20 protein-coding genes and 1 tRNA gene are annotated in these 18,077 nt (G+C 67.0%); 5 read left to right on the forward strand and 16 right to left on the reverse strand.

Annotated elements, in window-relative coordinates; translation table 11 throughout:
• Positions 1–238 precede the first annotated feature (238 nt).
• From E8M01_RS03485 to E8M01_RS03495, 3 genes are all read right to left on the reverse strand, one after another.
• Positions 239–2,644, reverse strand: a complete 2,406-nt coding sequence (locus E8M01_RS03485; RefSeq protein WP_170181755.1) for an autotransporter outer membrane beta-barrel domain-containing protein — start codon at positions 2,642–2,644, stop codon at positions 239–241.
• A 596-nt stretch (positions 2,645–3,240) separates the two neighbouring features.
• Complete coding sequence (locus E8M01_RS03490; RefSeq protein WP_136958840.1) at positions 3,241–3,507, reverse strand: hypothetical protein; 267 nt, start codon at positions 3,505–3,507, stop codon at positions 3,241–3,243.
• A 137-nt stretch (positions 3,508–3,644) separates the two neighbouring features.
• On the reverse strand, positions 3,645–4,256 hold the full coding sequence (locus E8M01_RS03495; RefSeq protein WP_136958841.1) for a TetR family transcriptional regulator: 612 nt from the start codon (positions 4,254–4,256) through the stop codon (positions 3,645–3,647).
• A 163-nt stretch (positions 4,257–4,419) separates the two neighbouring features.
• Between E8M01_RS03495 and E8M01_RS03500 the strand changes: the two genes are divergently transcribed.
• Positions 4,420–5,055, forward strand: a complete 636-nt coding sequence (locus E8M01_RS03500; protein ID WP_170181756.1) for an alpha/beta fold hydrolase — start codon at positions 4,420–4,422, stop codon at positions 5,053–5,055.
• A gap of 38 nt (positions 5,056–5,093) precedes the next feature.
• Here E8M01_RS03500 and E8M01_RS03505 read toward each other — a convergent pair.
• A tRNA-Ile gene (locus E8M01_RS03505) sits at positions 5,094–5,169 on the reverse strand.
• Positions 5,170–5,442: 273 nt separating this feature from the next.
• Positions 5,443–6,216 (reverse strand): outer membrane protein, encoded by a 774-nt coding sequence (locus tag E8M01_RS03510; protein WP_136958843.1) that lies wholly within the window; start codon positions 6,214–6,216, stop codon positions 5,443–5,445.
• Positions 6,217–6,514: 298 nt separating this feature from the next.
• Between E8M01_RS03510 and E8M01_RS03515 the strand changes: the two genes are divergently transcribed.
• Positions 6,515–7,243, forward strand: a complete 729-nt coding sequence (locus E8M01_RS03515) for an SIMPL domain-containing protein (RefSeq protein ID WP_170181757.1) — start codon at positions 6,515–6,517, stop codon at positions 7,241–7,243.
• 22 nt (positions 7,244–7,265) lie between these two features.
• On the opposite strand, the gene E8M01_RS03520 is transcribed toward E8M01_RS03515, so the two are convergent.
• Entirely contained in the window at positions 7,266–9,029 is a 1,764-nt protein-coding gene (locus tag E8M01_RS03520; RefSeq protein WP_136958845.1) for an ABC transporter ATP-binding protein, read from the reverse strand.
• 250 nt (positions 9,030–9,279) lie between these two features.
• Between E8M01_RS03520 and E8M01_RS03525 the strand changes: the two genes are divergently transcribed.
• Positions 9,280–9,894 (forward strand): TIGR02466 family protein, encoded by a 615-nt coding sequence (locus tag E8M01_RS03525; protein ID WP_136958846.1) that lies wholly within the window; start codon positions 9,280–9,282, stop codon positions 9,892–9,894.
• A gap of 28 nt (positions 9,895–9,922) precedes the next feature.
• Here the strand turns inward: E8M01_RS03525 and E8M01_RS03530 are convergent, their stop codons facing one another.
• Positions 9,923–10,516: a TetR family transcriptional regulator C-terminal domain-containing protein gene (locus E8M01_RS03530; protein ID WP_170181758.1), complete on the reverse strand. Its 594-nt coding sequence runs from the start codon at positions 10,514–10,516 to the stop codon at positions 9,923–9,925.
• A gap of 153 nt (positions 10,517–10,669) precedes the next feature.
• On the opposite strand from E8M01_RS03530, the gene E8M01_RS03535 reads away from it, so the two are divergent.
• A complete protein-coding gene (locus tag E8M01_RS03535; protein ID WP_136958848.1) occupies positions 10,670–11,131 on the forward strand; it encodes a GNAT family N-acetyltransferase in 462 nt (153 codons plus the stop codon).
• Between the two features lie 6 nt (positions 11,132–11,137).
• Here the strand turns inward: E8M01_RS03535 and E8M01_RS03540 are convergent, their stop codons facing one another.
• The 4 genes from E8M01_RS03540 to E8M01_RS35860 all read right to left on the reverse strand — a co-directional run bounded on the left by E8M01_RS03540 (position 11,138) and on the right by E8M01_RS35860 (position 13,355).
• Positions 11,138–11,491 (reverse strand): hypothetical protein, encoded by a 354-nt coding sequence (locus E8M01_RS03540; RefSeq protein WP_136958849.1) that lies wholly within the window; start codon positions 11,489–11,491, stop codon positions 11,138–11,140.
• Between the two features lie 5 nt (positions 11,492–11,496).
• A complete protein-coding gene (locus E8M01_RS03545) occupies positions 11,497–11,904 on the reverse strand; it encodes an acyl-CoA thioesterase (RefSeq protein WP_136958850.1) in 408 nt (135 codons plus the stop codon).
• Positions 11,905–12,069: 165 nt separating this feature from the next.
• Positions 12,070–12,681 (reverse strand): hypothetical protein, encoded by a 612-nt coding sequence (locus E8M01_RS03550; protein WP_215908853.1) that lies wholly within the window; start codon positions 12,679–12,681, stop codon positions 12,070–12,072.
• 200 nt (positions 12,682–12,881) lie between these two features.
• The gene (locus tag E8M01_RS35860) at positions 12,882–13,355 is read right to left on the reverse strand and encodes an HlyU family transcriptional regulator (protein WP_342778670.1); all 474 of its coding nucleotides are present in this window, start codon (positions 13,353–13,355) and stop codon (positions 12,882–12,884) included.
• Positions 13,356–13,420: 65 nt separating this feature from the next.
• Here E8M01_RS35860 and E8M01_RS03560 point away from each other — a divergent pair, with 65 nt between their 5' ends.
• The gene (locus E8M01_RS03560; RefSeq protein WP_136958851.1) at positions 13,421–14,029 is read left to right on the forward strand and encodes a gamma carbonic anhydrase family protein; all 609 of its coding nucleotides are present in this window, start codon (positions 13,421–13,423) and stop codon (positions 14,027–14,029) included.
• Between the two features lie 18 nt (positions 14,030–14,047).
• On the opposite strand, the gene E8M01_RS03565 is transcribed toward E8M01_RS03560, so the two are convergent.
• The 5 genes from E8M01_RS03565 to E8M01_RS03585 all read right to left on the reverse strand — a co-directional run bounded on the left by E8M01_RS03565 (position 14,048) and on the right by E8M01_RS03585 (position 17,908).
• Entirely contained in the window at positions 14,048–14,440 is a 393-nt protein-coding gene (locus E8M01_RS03565; protein ID WP_136958852.1) for a nuclear transport factor 2 family protein, read from the reverse strand.
• Between the two features lie 25 nt (positions 14,441–14,465).
• Positions 14,466–15,209, reverse strand: coding sequence for an SDR family NAD(P)-dependent oxidoreductase (locus E8M01_RS03570; protein ID WP_170181759.1), 744 nt, complete (start codon positions 15,207–15,209; stop codon positions 14,466–14,468).
• A gap of 40 nt (positions 15,210–15,249) precedes the next feature.
• Positions 15,250–16,182: a VOC family protein gene (locus tag E8M01_RS03575; RefSeq protein WP_136958854.1), complete on the reverse strand. Its 933-nt coding sequence runs from the start codon at positions 16,180–16,182 to the stop codon at positions 15,250–15,252.
• A 69-nt stretch (positions 16,183–16,251) separates the two neighbouring features.
• Positions 16,252–17,127, reverse strand: a complete 876-nt coding sequence (locus E8M01_RS03580) for a fumarylacetoacetate hydrolase family protein (RefSeq protein ID WP_136958855.1) — start codon at positions 17,125–17,127, stop codon at positions 16,252–16,254.
• A 67-nt stretch (positions 17,128–17,194) separates the two neighbouring features.
• On the reverse strand, positions 17,195–17,908 hold the full coding sequence (locus E8M01_RS03585) for an FCD domain-containing protein (protein WP_136958856.1): 714 nt from the start codon (positions 17,906–17,908) through the stop codon (positions 17,195–17,197).
• Positions 17,909–18,077 lie beyond the last annotated feature (169 nt).

The raw sequence follows: 18,077 nt of genomic DNA on the forward strand, positions 1-18,077 counted from the left end.
GCAATTGCGACCTATTTGCAATTACTTTCACCAATGCGACGCATTTGCAATAAGGAAGTCAGCCCCGCAACGGCCGCTGCGTCGAAGTCGGCGCCATGCAGCTTGCCGCCGTCTTGGTCGGCCGCGGTGAAGCCCATGCAAAAGCCCGCCGGGCGGCCGGCGGGCTTTCTTCGTTCGGTCAGCGGGAGCGGTCAGGAGGCAAGAGCGCTCCTGCCGCCGCCTGGCGACGGTGCCGATCTCACCAGGAGTAGCGCAGTCCCGCATTGGCGCGGATCGCCTGGTGGCGCGTGCCGAGTTCGCCATCGATGCTGGTCGTCAGGCGAACGCCGCCGGAGAGCCTCAGCTCGGCGCCGATGGTCGCGAGCGCGGTGTGCGTCGAGGGCCTGGCGCCGAACACCGTGAAGGCCGAATTGGCCAGCGTCTGGAACTGGGCTCCGACCGACCTGTCGGCCGTCGCCTGATAGGCCCAGGCGAGCCGGCCATAGGTGTGGAGGTCGCCCGCCTCGAGCCGCGTGTGGCCGTCGAGGCGCATGCCGAGCTCGGTGCGCACGGTGGTGGCGGTCTTCGCAGCATAGTTCAGCGCGAAGGCGCCGCCGCCGGCCTGGGTGGTCTCGCCGTAGCGCGGCGCCGAATAGCCGATGGCCTCCAGCGCGGCATAGGGCGTCCAGCCGAAGGCCGCCGCCTTGAAGCGCCAGCCGGCCTCGACCCGGCCGCCATAGGTCTGGGCGGTGACACGCGAGGCATAGGTCTCTGCGGTCGCCATGGCGACGCTGCGGGTCACGTCGAAGCTGTTCCAGCCATAGGCCAGGGCCGCCGAGACGTAACCGTCGCCGATCCGCGTCGAACCATAGAGGCCGGCCTGGAACAGATCACCGGTGCCGGAGCCGCGCGCGGTGCCCAGCCCGAAATTGGTGCCGCCGCCGGCGAGTGCGAAGCCGACCATGGTATCCGGGGTCAGGCGCTTGTCGGCACCGGCCGCAAGACCGAACAGACCGCCTGATGTCGCGGCCGATCCAGTCGCGCCATCGCCGCCGATCTTGTTGGATTGGGCGAAAGCTTTGGTCCAGACGCTCCAGCCCTGGTCCGCCGCCACCGGCCGGGGCCGGCCGTGCGAAAGATCGGCCATCTGGATCAGCGAGGGCGCGGTGCCGCCGGCCGTGGCGCCGCGGGCGCCGGCCATCGGATCGAGCATCATGTTGAGGAACAGGCTGGCGGCGCCGAAGGCGGCGGTCTGGGTGCCGGTCGCGGCTTCGCCGGAGAGCCCGTTGAGGCCCGTGACCATGCCCGCCTGGGATTGCAGATAGAGCGGCAGGAACGCCGAGCCATTGGCACCGCCCATGACCGCGCGGTCCATGGCCCCCGCGACATTGCGCGTGTTGCGGGATGCACCGGTCGGCAGGAGCGGGCTGATCATGTTCGGGTCGAGCGTCAGCGTCACCTCGTTGGTGCCATAGGCCAGGGTGGTGCGGACCGCACCGAACGAGCCCCATGACGACATCCTGTCGAAGGTGCCGGTAATTCCGCCGGCTGCCGTCAGGATGGTATAGCGGGTGCCGAACTGGAATCCCGTGCCGACGGGGATGAGGGCGAGGTTGCCCGCGAGCGTCGCCGTGCCGCCGACGGCGAGACGGTCGGCACCGGTGGCCGACACATTGATGTACAATGATCCCCTGCTCGAGAAGGTGGCATTGCCCGACACGTTCAAGGTGCCGATCTCATTGCCGCCCGCTACCGCGGTCCAGGTGTAGAAGGCGCCGGGAGCGACGACGCCGTTGGCGTTCAGGGTCGCCAGCGTGCCGGTACCGGCAATCACGCCCATGGCGACCTCGGTCGTGCCGCCAAGCGCTCCATTGACGATGAGCGCGCCACCATTGACGCGCGTGGTGCCGGTGAAGCCCGAACTGTCGGCCGTCAGGATCGTCGCGCCAGCATAGTGCTCGATCTTGCCGGCGCCCGCGATCACGGGTTCGAACCGGTAGTCCGCCCAGGTCCAGTGACTGAAGACGAGCTTTCCGGAACCATTGAGAACGACCTGGTCCGCTGCCAGTGTTCCGGCGCCGACCATTCCGGAATAGGGTTCGGAACCGATGATCAGGCTGCCGGTGCCGGGAGCACCGCCGACCGTGACGGACGAACCCGCGGTAACCGAGACATGGCCGCCATCGGCAATGGTGAGCGAGCCCGCGCCTCCGCTGCCGATCCTGATTTCGCCGGTGTTCCAGGTCGAGCCGGGCCCGCTGACCGTCACTTTGCCCGTGCCGAATGGAGCCGTGTCCGAGATGTGGCCGAAGAGGCTGTTCACCGTCGCGCCGTCGGTGATGTTGAGGACGCCGTTCCCGGTCCAGCCGACCGTGATGCCCGTGAGGTTGTTCCAGGTCGAGCTTGGCCCACTGACATTCACCGTGCCAGACCCACCCGCAGCACTGCCGATGGCGCTCGCGATGGTGGTTTCGACGGTGGCGCCGCCCGAAATATCGAGACGGCCGATACCTGACGAGCCGACATAGAGGAACCCGGTAGACCACCGGGAGCCGGCGCCATCGACCGTCGCCGTTCCGTTGCCCCCTGGCATCGTGCCGAGCTGAGCGCCACCGGTGGTTGCCGTGCCGCCGCCGGTGATGGTCAGCGCGCCGGTAGCGAACAAGCCGATATTGACTACGCCGGGGTTCGTCCATGTCGTGGCCCCGCCCGGAGGGGGAGGAGTGACATCGCCGGTGGCGGAGACGCTCTGGGCCGCGGCCGGGCCGCTTGTCATCAGGCCGAGGGCCAGTAGCGAACAGCCGGTAAGGGCCTTCAAACGCAGCGTGGACGGAGCGCGCTTCGCGTCGCTCCGCCGGTCCGATATCCAGTTCATGGTCATGCTGATCAATGCCCTCGGAGGCCGCGATCCGCCGCCTCCACCCCTGCCTGCACTCGCCGCGTCGCCGTGAATCCGGCGAGGCAGCTTCCGTCTCCGGTCATTGCCAAGCCGCGCGCCTTGGTGGCTCGCGATTCACAATCCCCGTACCGTGATGACAAGGCGCGTGATCATGTGTCAAATTCATTGATATCAAAATGTAATGAGTTAATCGCATAAGCGCCCTCAACCCACCCCGATCCGGCATAGCGGCCAGCTCCTCGCCGCGACCCGCAGGTTGACCGGGTCAAGATCCCGAAACGCTCGCGCCCAAAATGCCAAGAACCCTGGCCGAGGCCGGGGTTCCAGGCATATCAGGAGAAGCGATGGATAAGGCTTCAAGGTCAGTCGCAGACGCGGACCGTGCGGCGCACCGGGCCGTAGGGCGTGTCGACCCACTGGCGGGTCATGTAGCAGTCGCCATAGGCCGGCGCCGCATAGGCGTTCGAATTGGCGATGGCGAGAGCAGCGCCACCGACCACGACACCGGCGGCGAGAGCGCCGAGGCCGAAACCGATGCCGCGGCCGCGGGCTTCGGCCTGGGGAGCGGTGGCGAAGGTCAGGGCGGAGACGGCGAGGGCAGCGAGAGCGAGGGTCTTGAAGCGGGTCATGGTGATCTCCCATCGGTTCCGCGAGGGGCTCCAGCGCCCCGGTCCTCCATGGGTCGCGGCCAACAGAAAAAAGGTTCAGGAGCCGAGGCGGCTTTTTCCTGCGGGTCGGGAAAGATGAGTACACGACCTGGCCCCCATCACAGATCCAGCGTCCTCCGGACGGCCCGGATCCACCAGTCGAGCTGTTGTTCGGCCCCCTTCCCGGCTGAACTCTTCAGGCCGGCGCTTCGACGAAATTCTTCCCCGAACAGTGGATCGGTGGCGATCGCCTGATGAAACGCGGCCACGGCCAGCCGTGTGTCGAGAAGATCGGGTGCCGCCCCCCTGGAGCGGGCGACCCGGACGTCGTGGATGGCCTGAACCACCTTTCCGAAGACCGGCTCGCCGCGATCGCGCCACCCGGCCGCATGCAGCGCCACGGCAAGCTCCGCATAGCCCTTCCGATAGGGCGTCGCGAGCGCTCTCAGCAGAGGTTCGACGTCGACCTCGCCGGCGAGCCACTCTTCGACAACCCTGTCGATCATCGCCCGGGCCCGCTGCCCGGCAGCCTCGATCAGGGCGGTCAGCAAGCCCTGCAGATCGCCGAAATGATGCGTCACGCCAGCGTCCGTCATGTTCGCCTTGCGCGCCACCGCACGAACCTGAACGGCGTTCACGCCGCCCTCGACGAGCAATTGCTCGGCCGCGGCGAGGATTGTCGCGCGGGCCATTTCGGAACTGCGCCGCCGTCTCGTCGGGGTGGCTGGCATCGGACCTCCGCGACCTGGATATCCCGCTTTACCTTGACATCTCAAGGGAAAATTATACCTTGATATCTCAAGGTATATGGAGACTGGGATGATCACCGGTTCATTGGCGAGGCCAGACGGCAGGCTTTGCTTCGACAGGCTCGGCACCGGTCCCGACATGCTCTTGCTGCATGCCGGCGGCGAGCGGCGGCGGGTCTGGCATCCGGTGATGGAGCACCTCGCGCGGCATGGCTGCCGCGCAATCGCCTATGATCAGCGCGGACACGGCGACAGCATCAAGGGACGCGCCTTTGCATTGCCGGCCTATGGCGAGGACACGATCGACATGATCGCGCGATTGACCATGCCGGTCGTCGTTGGCGCATCGCTGGGCGGCTTTGCGGCTCTGCTCGCGCTGGCCGATGCGGCGACCGAGGCCAATGTGGCGGGACTTGTCCTGGTCGACGTCCTGCCCGATCCCGACCCGCGGCGCACCTTGCGTTTCCTCGCGCCGCTCGGCATGGACACATCGCCCCTCGTCGCGGACATCCTGGGCAGGCGGGATCAGCTGAGGCAGATCACGAGAAGGCTCTCGCTGCCCATTCTCGCCATCCGCGCCGGCGCAAGCGCAGGCATCAGGGATAGCGATGCCGACCGGTTCCTCGAACTGGCGCCGCAGGCGCAGGTCGCCTCGGTCGCAGGCGCCGGACACCTTATCGCCAGGGACAAGCCGGTCGAACTGGCCGCGCTTCTCGCGGATTTTCAGCGATCCGATGCGGTTCGTGACCGCCGCACGCGAGGCCCGCGGTCTGCCGGGTGACGGCCGGTGAGGAATGTCGAGACGGCGCGACGGCGTGTTGGTGGGCCCGGCAGGACTCGAACCTGCAACCAGACCGTTATGAGCGGTCGGCTCTAACCATTGAGCTACAGGCCCTTCCGGTTTTCAGCGAAGAGCTTGCGCCTTTCCCGGATGCCGGCCGATCCCGGATCGCCAAGGCAATTGACGGGGATCGGCAGGCGCCACAGCAATAGCCGAGCCATCAAGGCCCGACAACAGGCTGTCACCGCCGATCCGCCCGGGGACGTCGCTTGTTGACAACCTGGCCGCCACTGCAGCCCGTCGCCGTTCCGATGCTCGTCCTTCGGGGCCGGACGCAAAACAGGCCGCCTCTCGGCGACCTGCCATTGCATGCGATCAGTGGCGACGTCAGTAGCGTGCGGAAACCGCGCCGCCGCCGGTCGAGAAGCGATAGTTCACGCGGGCCAGTGCCGACCACATGGTCGTCTTGACGTTGTGGTCGCTGAACACGCCAGCCGGCCCGCCGCCGACCAGCAGTGACGATTCCTGGTTCACCCGGAGCGAGCCGAAATCGTAATAATTGGCTTCCAGACCGACGCTCCAGTTCTGATTGATCGCGTATTCGGCGCCGAGACCCACCGTCCAGCCGAGCCGGGTCGAGGAGGCCGCCGTGAAGTCGTTGGTGTCCTGAATGCGCGTCCGGACCTGACCGAAGGCGAGGCCGCCCTTGGCGTAGAGCAGCCAGTTGCTGGCCGCGAAGCCGATGCGCGGCGTCACTGTTCCGAACCAGCCGACGCTGCTGGTGAAGGTGTCGGAGGTCGGGAAGAACGGGCTGATGACATTGGCGCGGCGAACGTCGGACCAGGTCAGCGAGCCTTCGAGACCGAAGACGAAGTTGCCCGACTGCCAGTTGTAGCCGAGCTGTCCGCCGCCGACAAACCCGCCGGTCGAGTGGCTGAAGCGGTCGCCGGGCAGGTGGTTATAGTGCCCGTTGGTATTGAACCCGTAACTCGACCGGCCCCAGCCATATCCGGCATGGGCGCCGATATAAAATCCGGTCCAATCATAGGATTGGGCAATGATCGCGGCGGGCACCGCGACACGCTGCACGCCGAGATCGGCCGAATGGGCAGCCGAGGCGAGCACGAGTGATGCGGTTGCTGCGAGAACGATGCGCTTCATAAGGAACTCTCCCCCAGATCTGATCGGCCTGAACCAGCTGACGTAACAGGAGGGCCCGTATGTTTCTGAATTGTGGCACGCGCGACACGGTAGCGCAGCCGAAGCAACAGCTGTGGCAATCGCGCAACAGTCGTCAAACGCACCACCCCACACCTATGCCGTGAAATCGCTGCAAATCAGCCGCGACGCTGGCATGGTGCAGGATGATATCGCCTGTCCCGGCGCCGACAGGCCTTTGGCCTGCCGTCGCCACCCCATGACGTCCAGGAACGACGTCCAGGAACAAGGAACACGTTTCATGTCGCTTCCCTCCCGCGCCGGCCGCGCCCTCGCGATCTCCTTGAGCGGCCTGGTGACGCTCGCCCAGCCAGCGCTCGCCCAACCGGCGCCGGTCGCCGAGCCGCGCTTGATCACCATGCAGGGTGAAGGCCAGGCGGCGGCCAATCCCGATCTTGCCGTGGTCACCGGCGGCACCCAGATTCAGGCCCGCACCGCGCGCGACGCCATGGAGGGCAATTCGCGCATCATGCGTGCCGTCCAGCAGGCGCTGCGCGAGGTTGGCGTCGAGGAGCGCGACATCTCGACCTCGGCCCTGTCGCTGCAGCCGACCATCGAATATCAGCAGAACACCAACCGGCCGCGGGTCGTCGGCTATTCGGCCGGGCACCAGCTGACCATCCGCGTGCGCGACCTCGCCAAGCTCGGCGACGTGCTCGATCGCATGGTCACCGCCGGCGCCAACCAGGTCGACGGCCTGCAGCTGACCGTCTCGGACTGGTCGAAAAAGGTCGACGAGGCCCGCGCCGCGGCGATCGCCGATGCCAAGCGCAAGGCCTCCATCCTGGCGGCCGCCGCCGGCGCCCGCATTGGCCGGGTCATGCGGATCGAGGAACAGGGTGCGGCGCCGCCGCGGCCGATGCCGCGCATGGCGACCGCCCAGGCCGCCCGCGCCGACGCGGTGCCGGTCGCCACCGGCGACCAGAACTTCCGGATGTCGGTGACGGTGACCTGGGAACTGGTCGACTGAGCCCGAGGACCGGCGCCGTGGCCTATTCGGCCGCGGCGCTGCGGTCGCCGAACTGGATCGAGACGTAGTGGGCATAAAGCCCGTTGCGGGCGATCAGTTCGGCATGGCTGCCGGTCTCGACCACCCGGCCGGCATCGACCACCAGGATCTTGTCGGCCCGCATGACCGTCGACAGTCGGTGCGCGATGACCAGCGAGGTGCGCCCGGCCATCAATTCGTCGAGCGCCCGCTGGACCTCGTATTCGCTCTCCGAATCGAGCGCCGAAGTGGCTTCGTCGAGCAGCATGATCGGCGCGTTCTTCAGGATGGCGCGGGCAATGGCGACACGCTGGCGCTGGCCGCCGGACAGGCCCTGGCCGTGCTCGCCGACCAGCGTCTGGTAACCTTCCGGCAGATCCAGGATGAAGTCGTGGGCATGCGCCGCCTTGGCCGCCGCGACGATATCCTCTTCGCTGGCGCCCGGCCGGCCGACCACGATGTTCTCGCGCACCGTGCCCTGGAACAGGAAGACGTCCTGGCTGACAAAGGCCATGTGGCCGCGCAGCGACGCAAAGGTGACGTCGCGCACGTCCTGGCCGTCGACCGCGACCCGGCCTTCGCGCACATCGAAGAAGCGCTGCACCAAGGCGATGATGGTGGATTTGCCGCCGCCCGACGGGCCGACCAGCGCGGTCATCTTGCCGCCGGGCGCGATGAAGGACAGGTCCTTCAGCACCGGATCATTGTCGCGGTAACCGAAGGTCACCGCCTCGAAGGCGACCGTTCCGGTCTTGATGTCGAGCGCGCCGGCATCGGGTTTTTCCTTCAGCGTCGGCTCGGTATCGAGCAGTTCGTACATCAGGCGGACGCCGACCAGCCCCTTCTCGACCTCGACGCCGAGGCGGGCGAGACGCTTGGCCGGATCATAGGCCAGCAGCAGCGCGGTGATGAAGGCGAAGAAGGAACCAGCATCGACGCCTTGATGGATCACCCGCCAGGCGCCGTAGACGATGGCCGCGGCGATGGCGAGGCCGCCGAGCGTCTCCATCAGCGGCGCGGTGCGCGCGCCGAGGGTGGCGATCTTGTCGGCGCGCTGGCGCACCGCGTCGATGGTCGCGTCCATGCGGCTCTGCATCCGGTCTTCCATGCCGAAAGACTTGACGATGCGCACGCCCTGCACGGTCTCCTGGACCACGCCGACCATCGAGGAGAGCGAGGCGAACTCGCTATTGGCGAGCCGCCGGACCCGCCGGCGCAGCCGGTTCACGCCGAGCACCGCGAACGGCATGACCAGGCCGGACACGACGAACATCAGCGGGTCGGACCAGAGCATCACGCCGATCAGGCCAATGACCGTCAACAGGTCGCGACCGACGGTGGTCACGATGTTCTGCAGCACGTCCCGGGCGGCCTGGGCGTTGTGGGTGACGCGGGTGACCAGATCGGCGGAAGCGTGCTGGTGGTAGAAATCGACCCCCTGGCCGAGCAGGTGGCGGAAGATCCGGGTCTGCTGGGCCGCGACGATGGCATTGCCGATGCGCGACAAGATGACGTTCGAGGCATAGGCCGCCACGCCCTTGATCAGGAACACCGAGAACACGGTGATGCCGAACCAGACGGCCAGGCCGAAATCGCGGTTCTGGAACACCCCGTTGATCAGGTCGCGCATGATCCAGGCGGACAGCGCCGTGCAGGCCGCCACCACCGCCATGGCGATGAACGCCAGGGCATAACGCCAGGCATAGGCGTGAAGGCTCTCCGCGACGAGACGCTTCAACGTCTCCCCGCGCTGGGCATCGGACTTCATGAACAGGCTTGAAAGCCTCATCGCGGGGCCGGACTCACTTGCTATGACTATGTGGCGACGTTTGTGCGCGAATAACAGGTTTGTCCGACAACACCAAGGTCGGCGCGCTTTTCCAAATGTATCTGGAGCAGCGAAATGCCGATGAAAGGGCTTTGCCGGGTCATTTCCGCGTGATCGTCATGGCGGTTGTAAGTCAGCCGGCATGGCAGACCCGCTTGCGGCAATCGGCGCTCGATGCCACAACCCGGCCATGCCGACGCTCGAAACGCTTTTCGTCACCAAACTGTACCGCGCCGAGATCGAAGCCCCCGATGGCTTCGCCCTCGAGCTCGAACAGGCCTGCCGGTCGCTCGCCGAGGACGATGCCGCCGGCATCCGCTGGTGCGCCAAGCATGACTATCCCGGTTACACCAGCTACGCCTCGCTGAACGACCTGCCCTGGCGCTTTCCGGTGTTCAAGGCGCTGGCGAAACAGCTCGACCGCCATGTCCAGGTGTTTGCCAAGGATCTGGCCTTCGATCTCTCCGGCAAGAAGCTGACGCTCGACAGCCTGTGGGTGAACGTGCTGCCCGAGGGCGGCTTCCATGCCGCCCATATCCATCCGCACAGCGTCATTTCGGGGACATATTACGTCACCATGCCCAAGGGCGCCGCCGCCCTGAAGCTTGAAGACCCGCGCCACGCCATGATGATGGCCGCGCCGCCACGCAAGAAATCGGCGCCGCGCGAATTGCAGGCCTTCGTCTCGGTCGAACCGCAACCCGGCACGGTGCTGCTGTGGGAGAGCTTCCTGCGCCACGAAGTGCCGGTGAACCGCGCCGAGGACGAGCGGATCAGCATCAGCTTCAATTACAACTGGGGCTGACGGCGGCCCGGCGCGACGGAGCCGAGGGTCACGGCGCGAGTTCGAACCCGAGTTCGCTGCGCACCGCATCGGCCAGCAGCTTGCGGCACGCTTCCGGCGTGAGCAGCCCGGCCGGCGTCGCGGCAATGCAGGCAAGCCCGAGGCCGATCGCCTGCAGGCGCCAGGCCACCGAACCGGCGTCTGCCGGAGCCGCCGCTTCGCCGGCCGCCGCCCAGGTCCGGATCAGCTCGGCCAGCCGACGGTGGCTGTCGCGCAAGGCCGCCGCATAGACAAGCGCGAACTCGGCGTCGCGCTGCGCCTCGTTCCAGGCGCCCACCCACAAGCGCATGCGCTTTTCGGTATCGGTGAGCGGGGCTGCGAGAAACAGCCGCAAGGCCTCCGCCGCGGGCAGGTCTTGGCAACGGCGATCGAACTCGGCGCATTCGGTGGCATAGAAGCGCGCGAAAGCGTCTCGGAGCAATGCCCGGGCGGACGCGAAGTGGTGGTGGATGATGCCATTGGCCGCGCCGAGCTCGGCCGCGACCGCGCGCGTGGTCAGTTGCGCGAAGCCGTCGCGCAGCATCACGGCGATGGCCGCCTGCAGGATCGCGGCGTGCCGATCGGCACGGCTCAGATAGGCCATGGCCCCTCCTCTAACTCGGCTTGACCAATCATAGTTCTGAGCATATGTCCAATTTGAGCTGACGCTCAATTTGACCGCAGCCGGCGGCCCCGACCATTCCCTTCGCGCGCCGACGCCTGACGCCTGATACCTGACGCCTCTTGGAGACTTGCCTTGCAGATCCGCCCCTATCAGCCCGCCGACCGGGACCGCCTTCTCGACATCTGGCTCGAGGCGTCGCGTGTCGGCCATGCCTTCCTCGGCGAGGCCACGCTGCGCGAGCAGCAGGCGCTGGTTCGCGACACCTATCTGCCGCTGGCGGACAATTGGGTCGCCGAGATCGACGGACGGGTGGAAGCCTTCATCGGCCTGCTCGACGGCTTCATCGGCGGCCTGTTCGTCGATCCGCAGGCGCATGGATCCGGGCTCGGCCGGGCGCTGGTCGACCATGCCGGCGCCCGACTGGGACCGCTGACCGTCAGCGTCTATGCCGACAACGGCCAGGCTCTGGCCTTCTATCGCCGCTGTGGCTTTGTCGAAACGACGCGGAAGGCGCAGGACGACGAGGGCCGGCCCCTGGCGGTCGTCGACATGCGGCGAGACCCGGGCGCCGATGCCTTCAGGCAAAAGCCCTGAAAGGCCTCACTTGCGCTTGCTCTCGTCGATATGAAAGACGTGCAGCCAGCGATGGTAGAGCGGCAAGAGCACGAAGCCGAGCGCGGTCACCACGACAAGGCCCGAGGTGAGCGCGTAGCAGCCGGCGAAGATCTTCGCGCCGGTGTTCTCGAGTTCGTCCATCGGCCCCATGCCGGACAGGATCATGGCGGCATTGACGAAGGCGTCGACCGTGTCCATGCCCTCGAAATAGGCGTAGCCGGCCATCCCGATCAGCAGCATGCCCAGGACAAGCGCCAGTGCCGCAAGCACCGCGCGCATCACCCGCGACAGGAAAACGCGGCGTGGGGCCAGCGGCTGATGGCGGCGCTCGAAATACATCGACCTCAATCCGGTAGCGGCGGCACCGGCCGCGGCCGGCCGTCTTCGTCGATGGCGACGAAAGCGAAGGTCGCTTCGGTCACCTTTTCACGGATATTGGTGCGGAAGCGTTGCGCCCAGGCTTCGATATGGATCTTCATCGAGGTGCGGCCGACATGGAACACCTCGGTATAGACCTCCAGGATGTCGCCGACCCGCATGGGCCGGATGAAGGTCATCGCCTCCACCGCGATGGTGACGACCCGGCCCTGGGCGCGATCGACCCCGGCCATGCCGCCGGCCTGGTCCATGCGCGCCATCACCCAGCCGCCGAAGATGTCGCCATTGGCATTGGTATCGGCCGGCATGGTGCTGATCCGCACCGTGAGTTCGCCGCGCGGCTGGCCTTCGCTGGTCAGGATCGGATGGGGCATCGGTTTCAGGGGTTCCGGCGGCGCGAGGATGGCCCGCCAGTGAGGCAGGGAATCGCCGGCTTGGCAATTCGGACCGGGACGTCACGCACATGAACCGCGCGCCGACCGGGCAAGCGGCCATCGAACGCGGCTTCGACGCGCCCGGCCGCATTGCCGGCCCCGGCCTCACATCGGCGGCGCGACGCCGTCCTTTTCGACCGTGACGCGGGCGGCGGTGAGCTTGCCTTCGCTATCGCGTGTCGCCGACAGGAACACCTGGGCGCCGGCGACCAGGTCGGCGCGCGTCGCCGGGATCGGCGTGACGATCGGGGTCGCCGGCGGCACGTGGACGGCCACCGAACGGCCCTGGAACACCAGGTTGAGCTCGCGGCCGGCGGTCTTGGTCACCACCGCCTCGACGGTGGCATTGGTCATGGTGCTGTTGGGGGCGAGGTCCCAGGGGTAATGCCCCTCGCCCGTGCCGCGCATCGCCTCGGGGAAGACCAGCACTTCCAGCGCCCGCAACTGGCCGTCGGGGCCGGGCTCGGCGGCCGTGCCGATGAAGCTGCCGGGCGTGATCGCCGACAGGTCCATGCGGCGGAGCGCGCCGACGGTCGCGCTATCGGCAAACCGGATCTCGAGCCGGGCGCCGTCACGCGCGGCGACCGTCAGCATCTGGCCGTCGAATCCGACGATCTTGCCGCGGATGCGCATCGGCGGCGCGGCCTGGGCGAGCGCCGCCGGCGCCGCGGCCACGGCCGTCAGGGCCAGCAGAACAGTGCGCCTGTCGAGCATCATGGCCAAGACCTCGCGGAATGTCGGGGAGCGAAACCTATCCCGACATCGCCGCCGCCGTCGGACACGAGCGCGTGAGCGAGTGGCGAGTGGCCATGGCCGCGACCGTGTCGCGCGCAACCCTTTCCCACGAAGACGCGGGAGAGGGTTCATGCGCGGCCCTCGCCGCCCCTATTCGCTACTCGCCGCTCGCCCCTCGCCGCTCAACGGAACACCCGGTCGCCCTGCTCGTCGATGATCTGGCGGCCCTTGCTGAGCGAGAAGGTCACCGCGTCCTCGAAGCTGGCGTGGCGGTCGGCGCGCAGGAACTTGTGTTCCTGCCGGACCCCGTCGATCTCCTTTTCGATCGAGCCGGCGGTCTGGAACTGGCCCTCGTTCTTGAACGGCGTCGCGCGGATCACGAAGCCCTTATATTCCAGCGCGTGGGCGGGATCCGGCGCCTTGGCCTCTTCGCTCGCGGCGCGGCGGCCGAACAGGGATTTGAGGAAGGACATGGCAGCACCCGCAATGATGGCGTCGACAGCGACGAATGCCGCGCAAAATAGCGCGGTCGGTGCCCAAACGAAATCGAAACCGCGAAATCGAAACAGTGAAACCGGAAGCACGCAAGATCCCGATGCCGGCCGGGCGGCGGTTTCGCGTCCTTTCGACACCATGTGAATGATGTCGACCGGCATTTCGGGCTAGTGTCCTGTTCCGCCGAGACCCGCACCTCGAGACCCGCACCTGGAGAACGACGACCATGCTGATCGCCCATGCCGGGAAGACCCCGCAGATCGACCCGGCGGCCTTTGTCGCCCCGGACGCCACCGTCTGCGGCGACGTGGTGGTCGGTCCGGGCAGCCGGATCATGCACGGCGCCCGCCTGATCGGCGAGGCCGGCGGCGTCATCCGGATCGGCTGCAACACCATCGTCATGGAGAATGCGGTCATACGCGCCAGCCACCGCCACCCCTGCACCATTGGCGACCATTGCCTGATCGGCCCCAGCGCCCATGTCGCCGGCGCGCAGCTGGAAGACCAGGTGTTCATCGCCACCGGCGCCGCGGTGTTTCACGGCTCCTACCTGGCGCGCGGCACGGAGGTGCGCATTCACGCCACCGTCCACATCCGCACCCGGCTCGAAGCCGGCGCGACCGTGCCGATCGGCTGGATCGCCGTCGGCGACCCTGCGCGCATCCTGCCGCCCGACCAGCACGACGCGATCTGGGCGGCCCAGGCGCCGCTCGACTTTCCAAGCTGGGTCTATGGTGTCGACCGCACCACGCCCGACGTGATGATCCAGATCACCAAGGGCCTGTCCGACCAGCTCGGCGCCCATGCCGACGACAGCGAGGTGAAGCCGCGCTGAGATAGGCTCGGCCGCTGGTCAGGGCTTCGGGATCGGTGTCGGCTGGTAGGCGACGAAGCGCCAGCGGCCGTCGCCTTCGCGCGCCCAGACCGCGAGCGACCGGTTGTCCAGGTGACGCTCGGTCTTGCCCTCCATGACGACGCGCGCGACCATCCGCCCGACGACCAGTGCCGTCGCGCCCACGACGACGACGCGCTCCTCCGGACGGGTGATCTCGCGATAGTCGAAATATTTGTTCGCCACCTTGTCGATATAGCTCGTCTTGTCGTCCACCGTGGCGTTGGAATGGGTATAGACCAGGGCATCGGACAGAAGCGCCCGGAGTTCCGCGACATCGGCCGACAGCATGGCGTGGTAGCGGCGCGCCTCCAGGTCGCGGATCTCCTTGGTGATGTCGGTCTCGGCGGTCATGCGATGCTCCTGAAAAATGGGGTGGTTACAGCGTGCGACCGGAATCGAGTTTCAACAATGCGCCGGTCAGATGCGGCACCGCATCGCTCAAGGCGAAGACCACATAGCGTGCCAGTTCCTCGGGCTCGACGACCTGGCCGAGCGGCAGGGCCTGCGCCACCTGGTCGAGATAGCCCGGCATGGCGCGCGTCGCTTCCGTCGCCGTGGTGCCCGGCACCAGAGTGTTGACCCTGATACGCCAGGGCGCCAGCTCGAGCGCCAGCGCATGCATCAGAGCGTGGACGCCGCCCTTGCTGGCGACATAGGGCAAGAGGCCGGTCACCGGCTTCAGCGCGCTGGACGAACCGGTGGCGATGATCGAGCCGCCGCCGCCCTGGGCGATGAGCCGCCGCGCCGCTTCCATGACCGTGTTGAACGTGCCGGTCAGATTGACTGCCAGCACCTCCTGCCAGTCGGCGAGCGTCACCTCGCCGATCGGCTTGCGGGCGCCAAGGATGCCGGCATTGGCAACTGCTGCGTCGATCCGGCCGAAGCGCGCCTCAGCAGCGTCAAAAAGCCTGGCGATCGCAACCGCATCACGGATATCGGTCGCAACGGCAACCACCCGGCCGCCGGTGCGGGTGATCTCTCCCGCGGTGTCCTCGAGCTTTTCGGTAGCGATGCCGGCAATGACCACATCCGCGCCGGCAGCACTCGCGGCGAGCGCCACGGCTTTGCCGATGCCGGATTCCGCGCCGGTGACGACGACGACCTTGCCTGAGAGGTTCATGCTGCTTGTCCTTGAGCGTCGGCCATGAGCGCGCGACCGCTCAGCTCGCCAGCGCGACCGTTTCGCGCCAGACGGCGAAGCGCGAGAGATGCTCGATCCAGGCGCGCGGCGGCGGCGCGCCCCAGCGATTGACCACCTTGATGTTCGAGAGATCCGGCGGGCAGGCGATGACACTCGGCGGCCGGTCGTCGAGAATGACCTCCATTTCGGCCGAGCATTCCACCAGGAAACCGGAACGATCGACGTAATAGGCGAACAGGTTGTCGCCGCAGCCATGGCGCCCCGGCCCCCAGACCATCAGGCGGTCCTGGGTGTCGAGCAGATCGCCGAGCCGCATGAAATCGCTGAACTGGGCGAATTCCCACGCCAGATGATGCAGGCCGGGACTGGCGCTGCGGGCGACGCCGACACTGTGGTGACGGCCGTCGGCCGCGCGCAGCCAGGCCAGGTCGCAAGCCTCGGTCCGCTCGGACAGCTTCAGGCCCAGAACGTCCGACAGGAGCGCCTGGCAGGCCATCGGGTCGGGAGAGGCGAGATTGACGTGGCAGAGCCGGCGCGGGTGGATGCCCGGGCCGCCATGGCGGATGGCCTGATCCTCCGGGATCGGCGTATGCACCTCCAGCACATGGCCTTCGGGCGTCTCGAGCGTCACGGCATGGGCGATGAAGGGCAGCGACGGCCGGTCGGTCAGGAGTGCAAGGCCCGTGCGGCGGACGCGGGCGGCAACCTCGGCGACCGCCGTCGCATCGGGTGCCTCCAGTCCGATGGCACGCACCGCGTCCTCGCCGGCCCGCCGCAGCACCAGTTCGGCGCGCCGTCTGTTGGAGGTCAGAAGCGCATGATCCTGCGTGCGTTCGACCAGGCGCAGCCCGACGATATCGGTCGCGTCGGCGATCGCCGCGTCGAGATCGATGACATCAAGCGTCACATGGCCGAGGCAAGTGACCAGCGGGGTCGGTGTCGGCAATGCCATGGGTTATCCTCCTTGGATGGGCGCGACCGCTGAAGCGGCTCGTCATGTGCTAGGGGCTGAGCGGGCGGGTCAGGCCGCCCGGACTTCCGCCGGGATTTCGTCGCGAATCGGGTTCCTTAAGGTGCCGATGCCCTCGATCTCCACCTCGCAGACATCACCGTCACGCATGAACAAGGGCGGCTTGCGGGCAAAGCCGACACCGGCCGGCGTACCCGTCACGATGACGTCGCCGACCTGCAGCGTCATCGCTTGGCTGGCGATGCTGATCAGGGTCGCGACATCGAAGCACATGTCGGCGGTATTGCCGCTTTGCACCGTCTGGCCGTTGAGCCGCGTCTCCAGCTTCAGGCCACGAGCACCGGCGGGAAGCTCGTCGGCGCTGACGAAATCCGGGCCGAAGGCGCCGGTATCGTCGAAGTTCTTGCCGACGGTCCATTGCGCCGACTTGAACTGGTAGTCGCGGATCGACGCGTCGTTGAACACCGAATAGCCCGCGACATGGGCGAGTGCCCGGTCCTTCGCGATGTGGCGACCGGCAGTGCCGATGATGACCGCGACTTCGCCTTCGAAATCCAATTGATCGGACAGCACCGGGCGGACGATCGCCTCGCCGTGACCGATCAGGCTGGAGGAGAAACGCGGGAAGATCGCGGGATAGTCGGGCACCGTCACATAGGGGCTTTCGGCGGCGTGATCGACATAGTTCAGGCCGATGCACAGCACCTTGCCGGGCTGCGGCAGGAGCGGCCGGTAGCTGATCGCCGCGGGATCGAGCGCCGGGCCACCGCGGCCGACCGCCGCAGCAAGGGCTCCGCGCCCGGCCCGCAAGAGATCGCCGAGATCGAGCGGCCCGAGATCGGTGAGCTCCCCGTCCCGATTGAGCGCCAACCCGGCACTGCCGGTCGTCCCGTCCTGGTTCCGTCGACGATATGACACAAGCCTCATGGCCACCTCCTGATGGCAGAGACCATAGCCTCAGAACGTCAGACGATCAACAGTATTTTCGAATATCCTAGGCATCAACGAACATCTTGGGCTCGCCCGAAAGGAGGATCTGGCAAGTCCGGTCGAGATGGCGGCGGGCCAGATAGGTCGCTGATTCCGTGTCGCGGGCGATCACCGCGGCAGCCAATTCCCGATGCTCGCCGAGATCGTCACGTGGCGCCCGCAGATATTGGACGGCGAGCCGCCGATAGCGGTCGGCCTGGTCATAGAGCTGGTCACGGAACCGGACCAGCCATTCCGACCGGCAGGCGGCCGCAAGGGCATCGTGAAAAGCGTGGTGGCGCTGCTCCCATTCGTCGTCGACGAGGCCGTCGGCGCCGATCTTGCTGCGCTTGGCAAGCTCGTGCAGCGCCCCCACGATGCCCGCCTCCCAGCGATCGTCACCATTGGCGATCGACTGGCGAATAGCCATTGCTTCCAATTCCTTGCGCATGTTGGTGATATCCAGGAGCGCCGCCCTGGACACCGGGGCGACACGAAACCCCTTGTGCTCCTCGAGCTCCACCAGCCCCCCGGCCTGGAGCTTCATCAGAGCCTCGCGCAAGGGGCTGAGACCGACATCATAGGCCGTCTTCAGCTCCTCGAAGCGCAGCCGCGCGCCGGGCCTCCAATGGCAGCGGACGATGTCGCGCCTGAGCTCCTCATAGACCCCGCCACTTCGCGTCCGCGTCACCTTCAACTGGCCCGCCCCGCGCTCCCGGCCATGGATTGCCTCGGTCAAATCATGCCCTCCGTGCGCTCTCGGCGCCCTTCATCTATAGCATGATCCGGTTTTCGTGGAAAATCGTGATTATCGAAGATCATTGACATTACCGAATATCATTGTCAGCCTTGGACACCACAAGGCCGGTTTCGGACGGCCTGCAAAAAACGCCGAGGGAGACGATGAT

This window comes from Phreatobacter stygius (assembly GCF_005144885.1).
Classification (GTDB): Bacteria; Pseudomonadota; Alphaproteobacteria; order Rhizobiales; family Phreatobacteraceae; genus Phreatobacter; species Phreatobacter stygius.

Bases quoted from the DNA above. Each gene is read 5' to 3' on its own strand.
- E8M01_RS03490 (WP_136958840.1), bottom strand. From the start codon at position 3,507: ATGACCCGCTTCAAGACCCTCGCTCTCGCTGCCCTCGCCGTCTCCGCC.
- E8M01_RS03495 (WP_136958841.1), bottom strand. From the start codon at position 4,256: ATGCCAGCCACCCCGACGAGACGGCGGCGCAGTTCCGAAATGGCCCGC.
- E8M01_RS03510 (WP_136958843.1), bottom strand. From the start codon at position 6,216: ATGAAGCGCATCGTTCTCGCAGCAACCGCATCACTCGTGCTCGCCTCG.
- E8M01_RS03515 (WP_170181757.1), top strand. From the start codon at position 6,515: ATGTCGCTTCCCTCCCGCGCCGGCCGCGCCCTCGCGATCTCCTTGAGC.
- E8M01_RS03520 (WP_136958845.1), bottom strand. From the start codon at position 9,029: ATGAAGTCCGATGCCCAGCGCGGGGAGACGTTGAAGCGTCTCGTCGCG.
- E8M01_RS03525 (WP_136958846.1), top strand. From the start codon at position 9,280: ATGCCGACGCTCGAAACGCTTTTCGTCACCAAACTGTACCGCGCCGAG.
- E8M01_RS03530 (WP_170181758.1), bottom strand. From the start codon at position 10,516: ATGGCCTATCTGAGCCGTGCCGATCGGCACGCCGCGATCCTGCAGGCG.
- E8M01_RS03540 (WP_136958849.1), bottom strand. From the start codon at position 11,491: ATGTATTTCGAGCGCCGCCATCAGCCGCTGGCCCCACGCCGCGTTTTC.
- E8M01_RS03545 (WP_136958850.1), bottom strand. From the start codon at position 11,904: ATGCCCCATCCGATCCTGACCAGCGAAGGCCAGCCGCGCGGCGAACTC.
- E8M01_RS03550 (WP_215908853.1), bottom strand. From the start codon at position 12,681: ATGATGCTCGACAGGCGCACTGTTCTGCTGGCCCTGACGGCCGTGGCC.
- E8M01_RS35860 (WP_342778670.1), bottom strand. From the start codon at position 13,355: ATGCCGGTCGACATCATTCACATGGTGTCGAAAGGACGCGAAACCGCC.
- E8M01_RS03560 (WP_136958851.1), top strand. From the start codon at position 13,421: ATGCTGATCGCCCATGCCGGGAAGACCCCGCAGATCGACCCGGCGGCC.
- E8M01_RS03565 (WP_136958852.1), bottom strand. From the start codon at position 14,440: ATGACCGCCGAGACCGACATCACCAAGGAGATCCGCGACCTGGAGGCG.
- E8M01_RS03570 (WP_170181759.1), bottom strand. From the start codon at position 15,209: ATGAACCTCTCAGGCAAGGTCGTCGTCGTCACCGGCGCGGAATCCGGC.
- E8M01_RS03575 (WP_136958854.1), bottom strand. From the start codon at position 16,182: ATGGCATTGCCGACACCGACCCCGCTGGTCACTTGCCTCGGCCATGTG.
- E8M01_RS03580 (WP_136958855.1), bottom strand. From the start codon at position 17,127: ATGAGGCTTGTGTCATATCGTCGACGGAACCAGGACGGGACGACCGGC.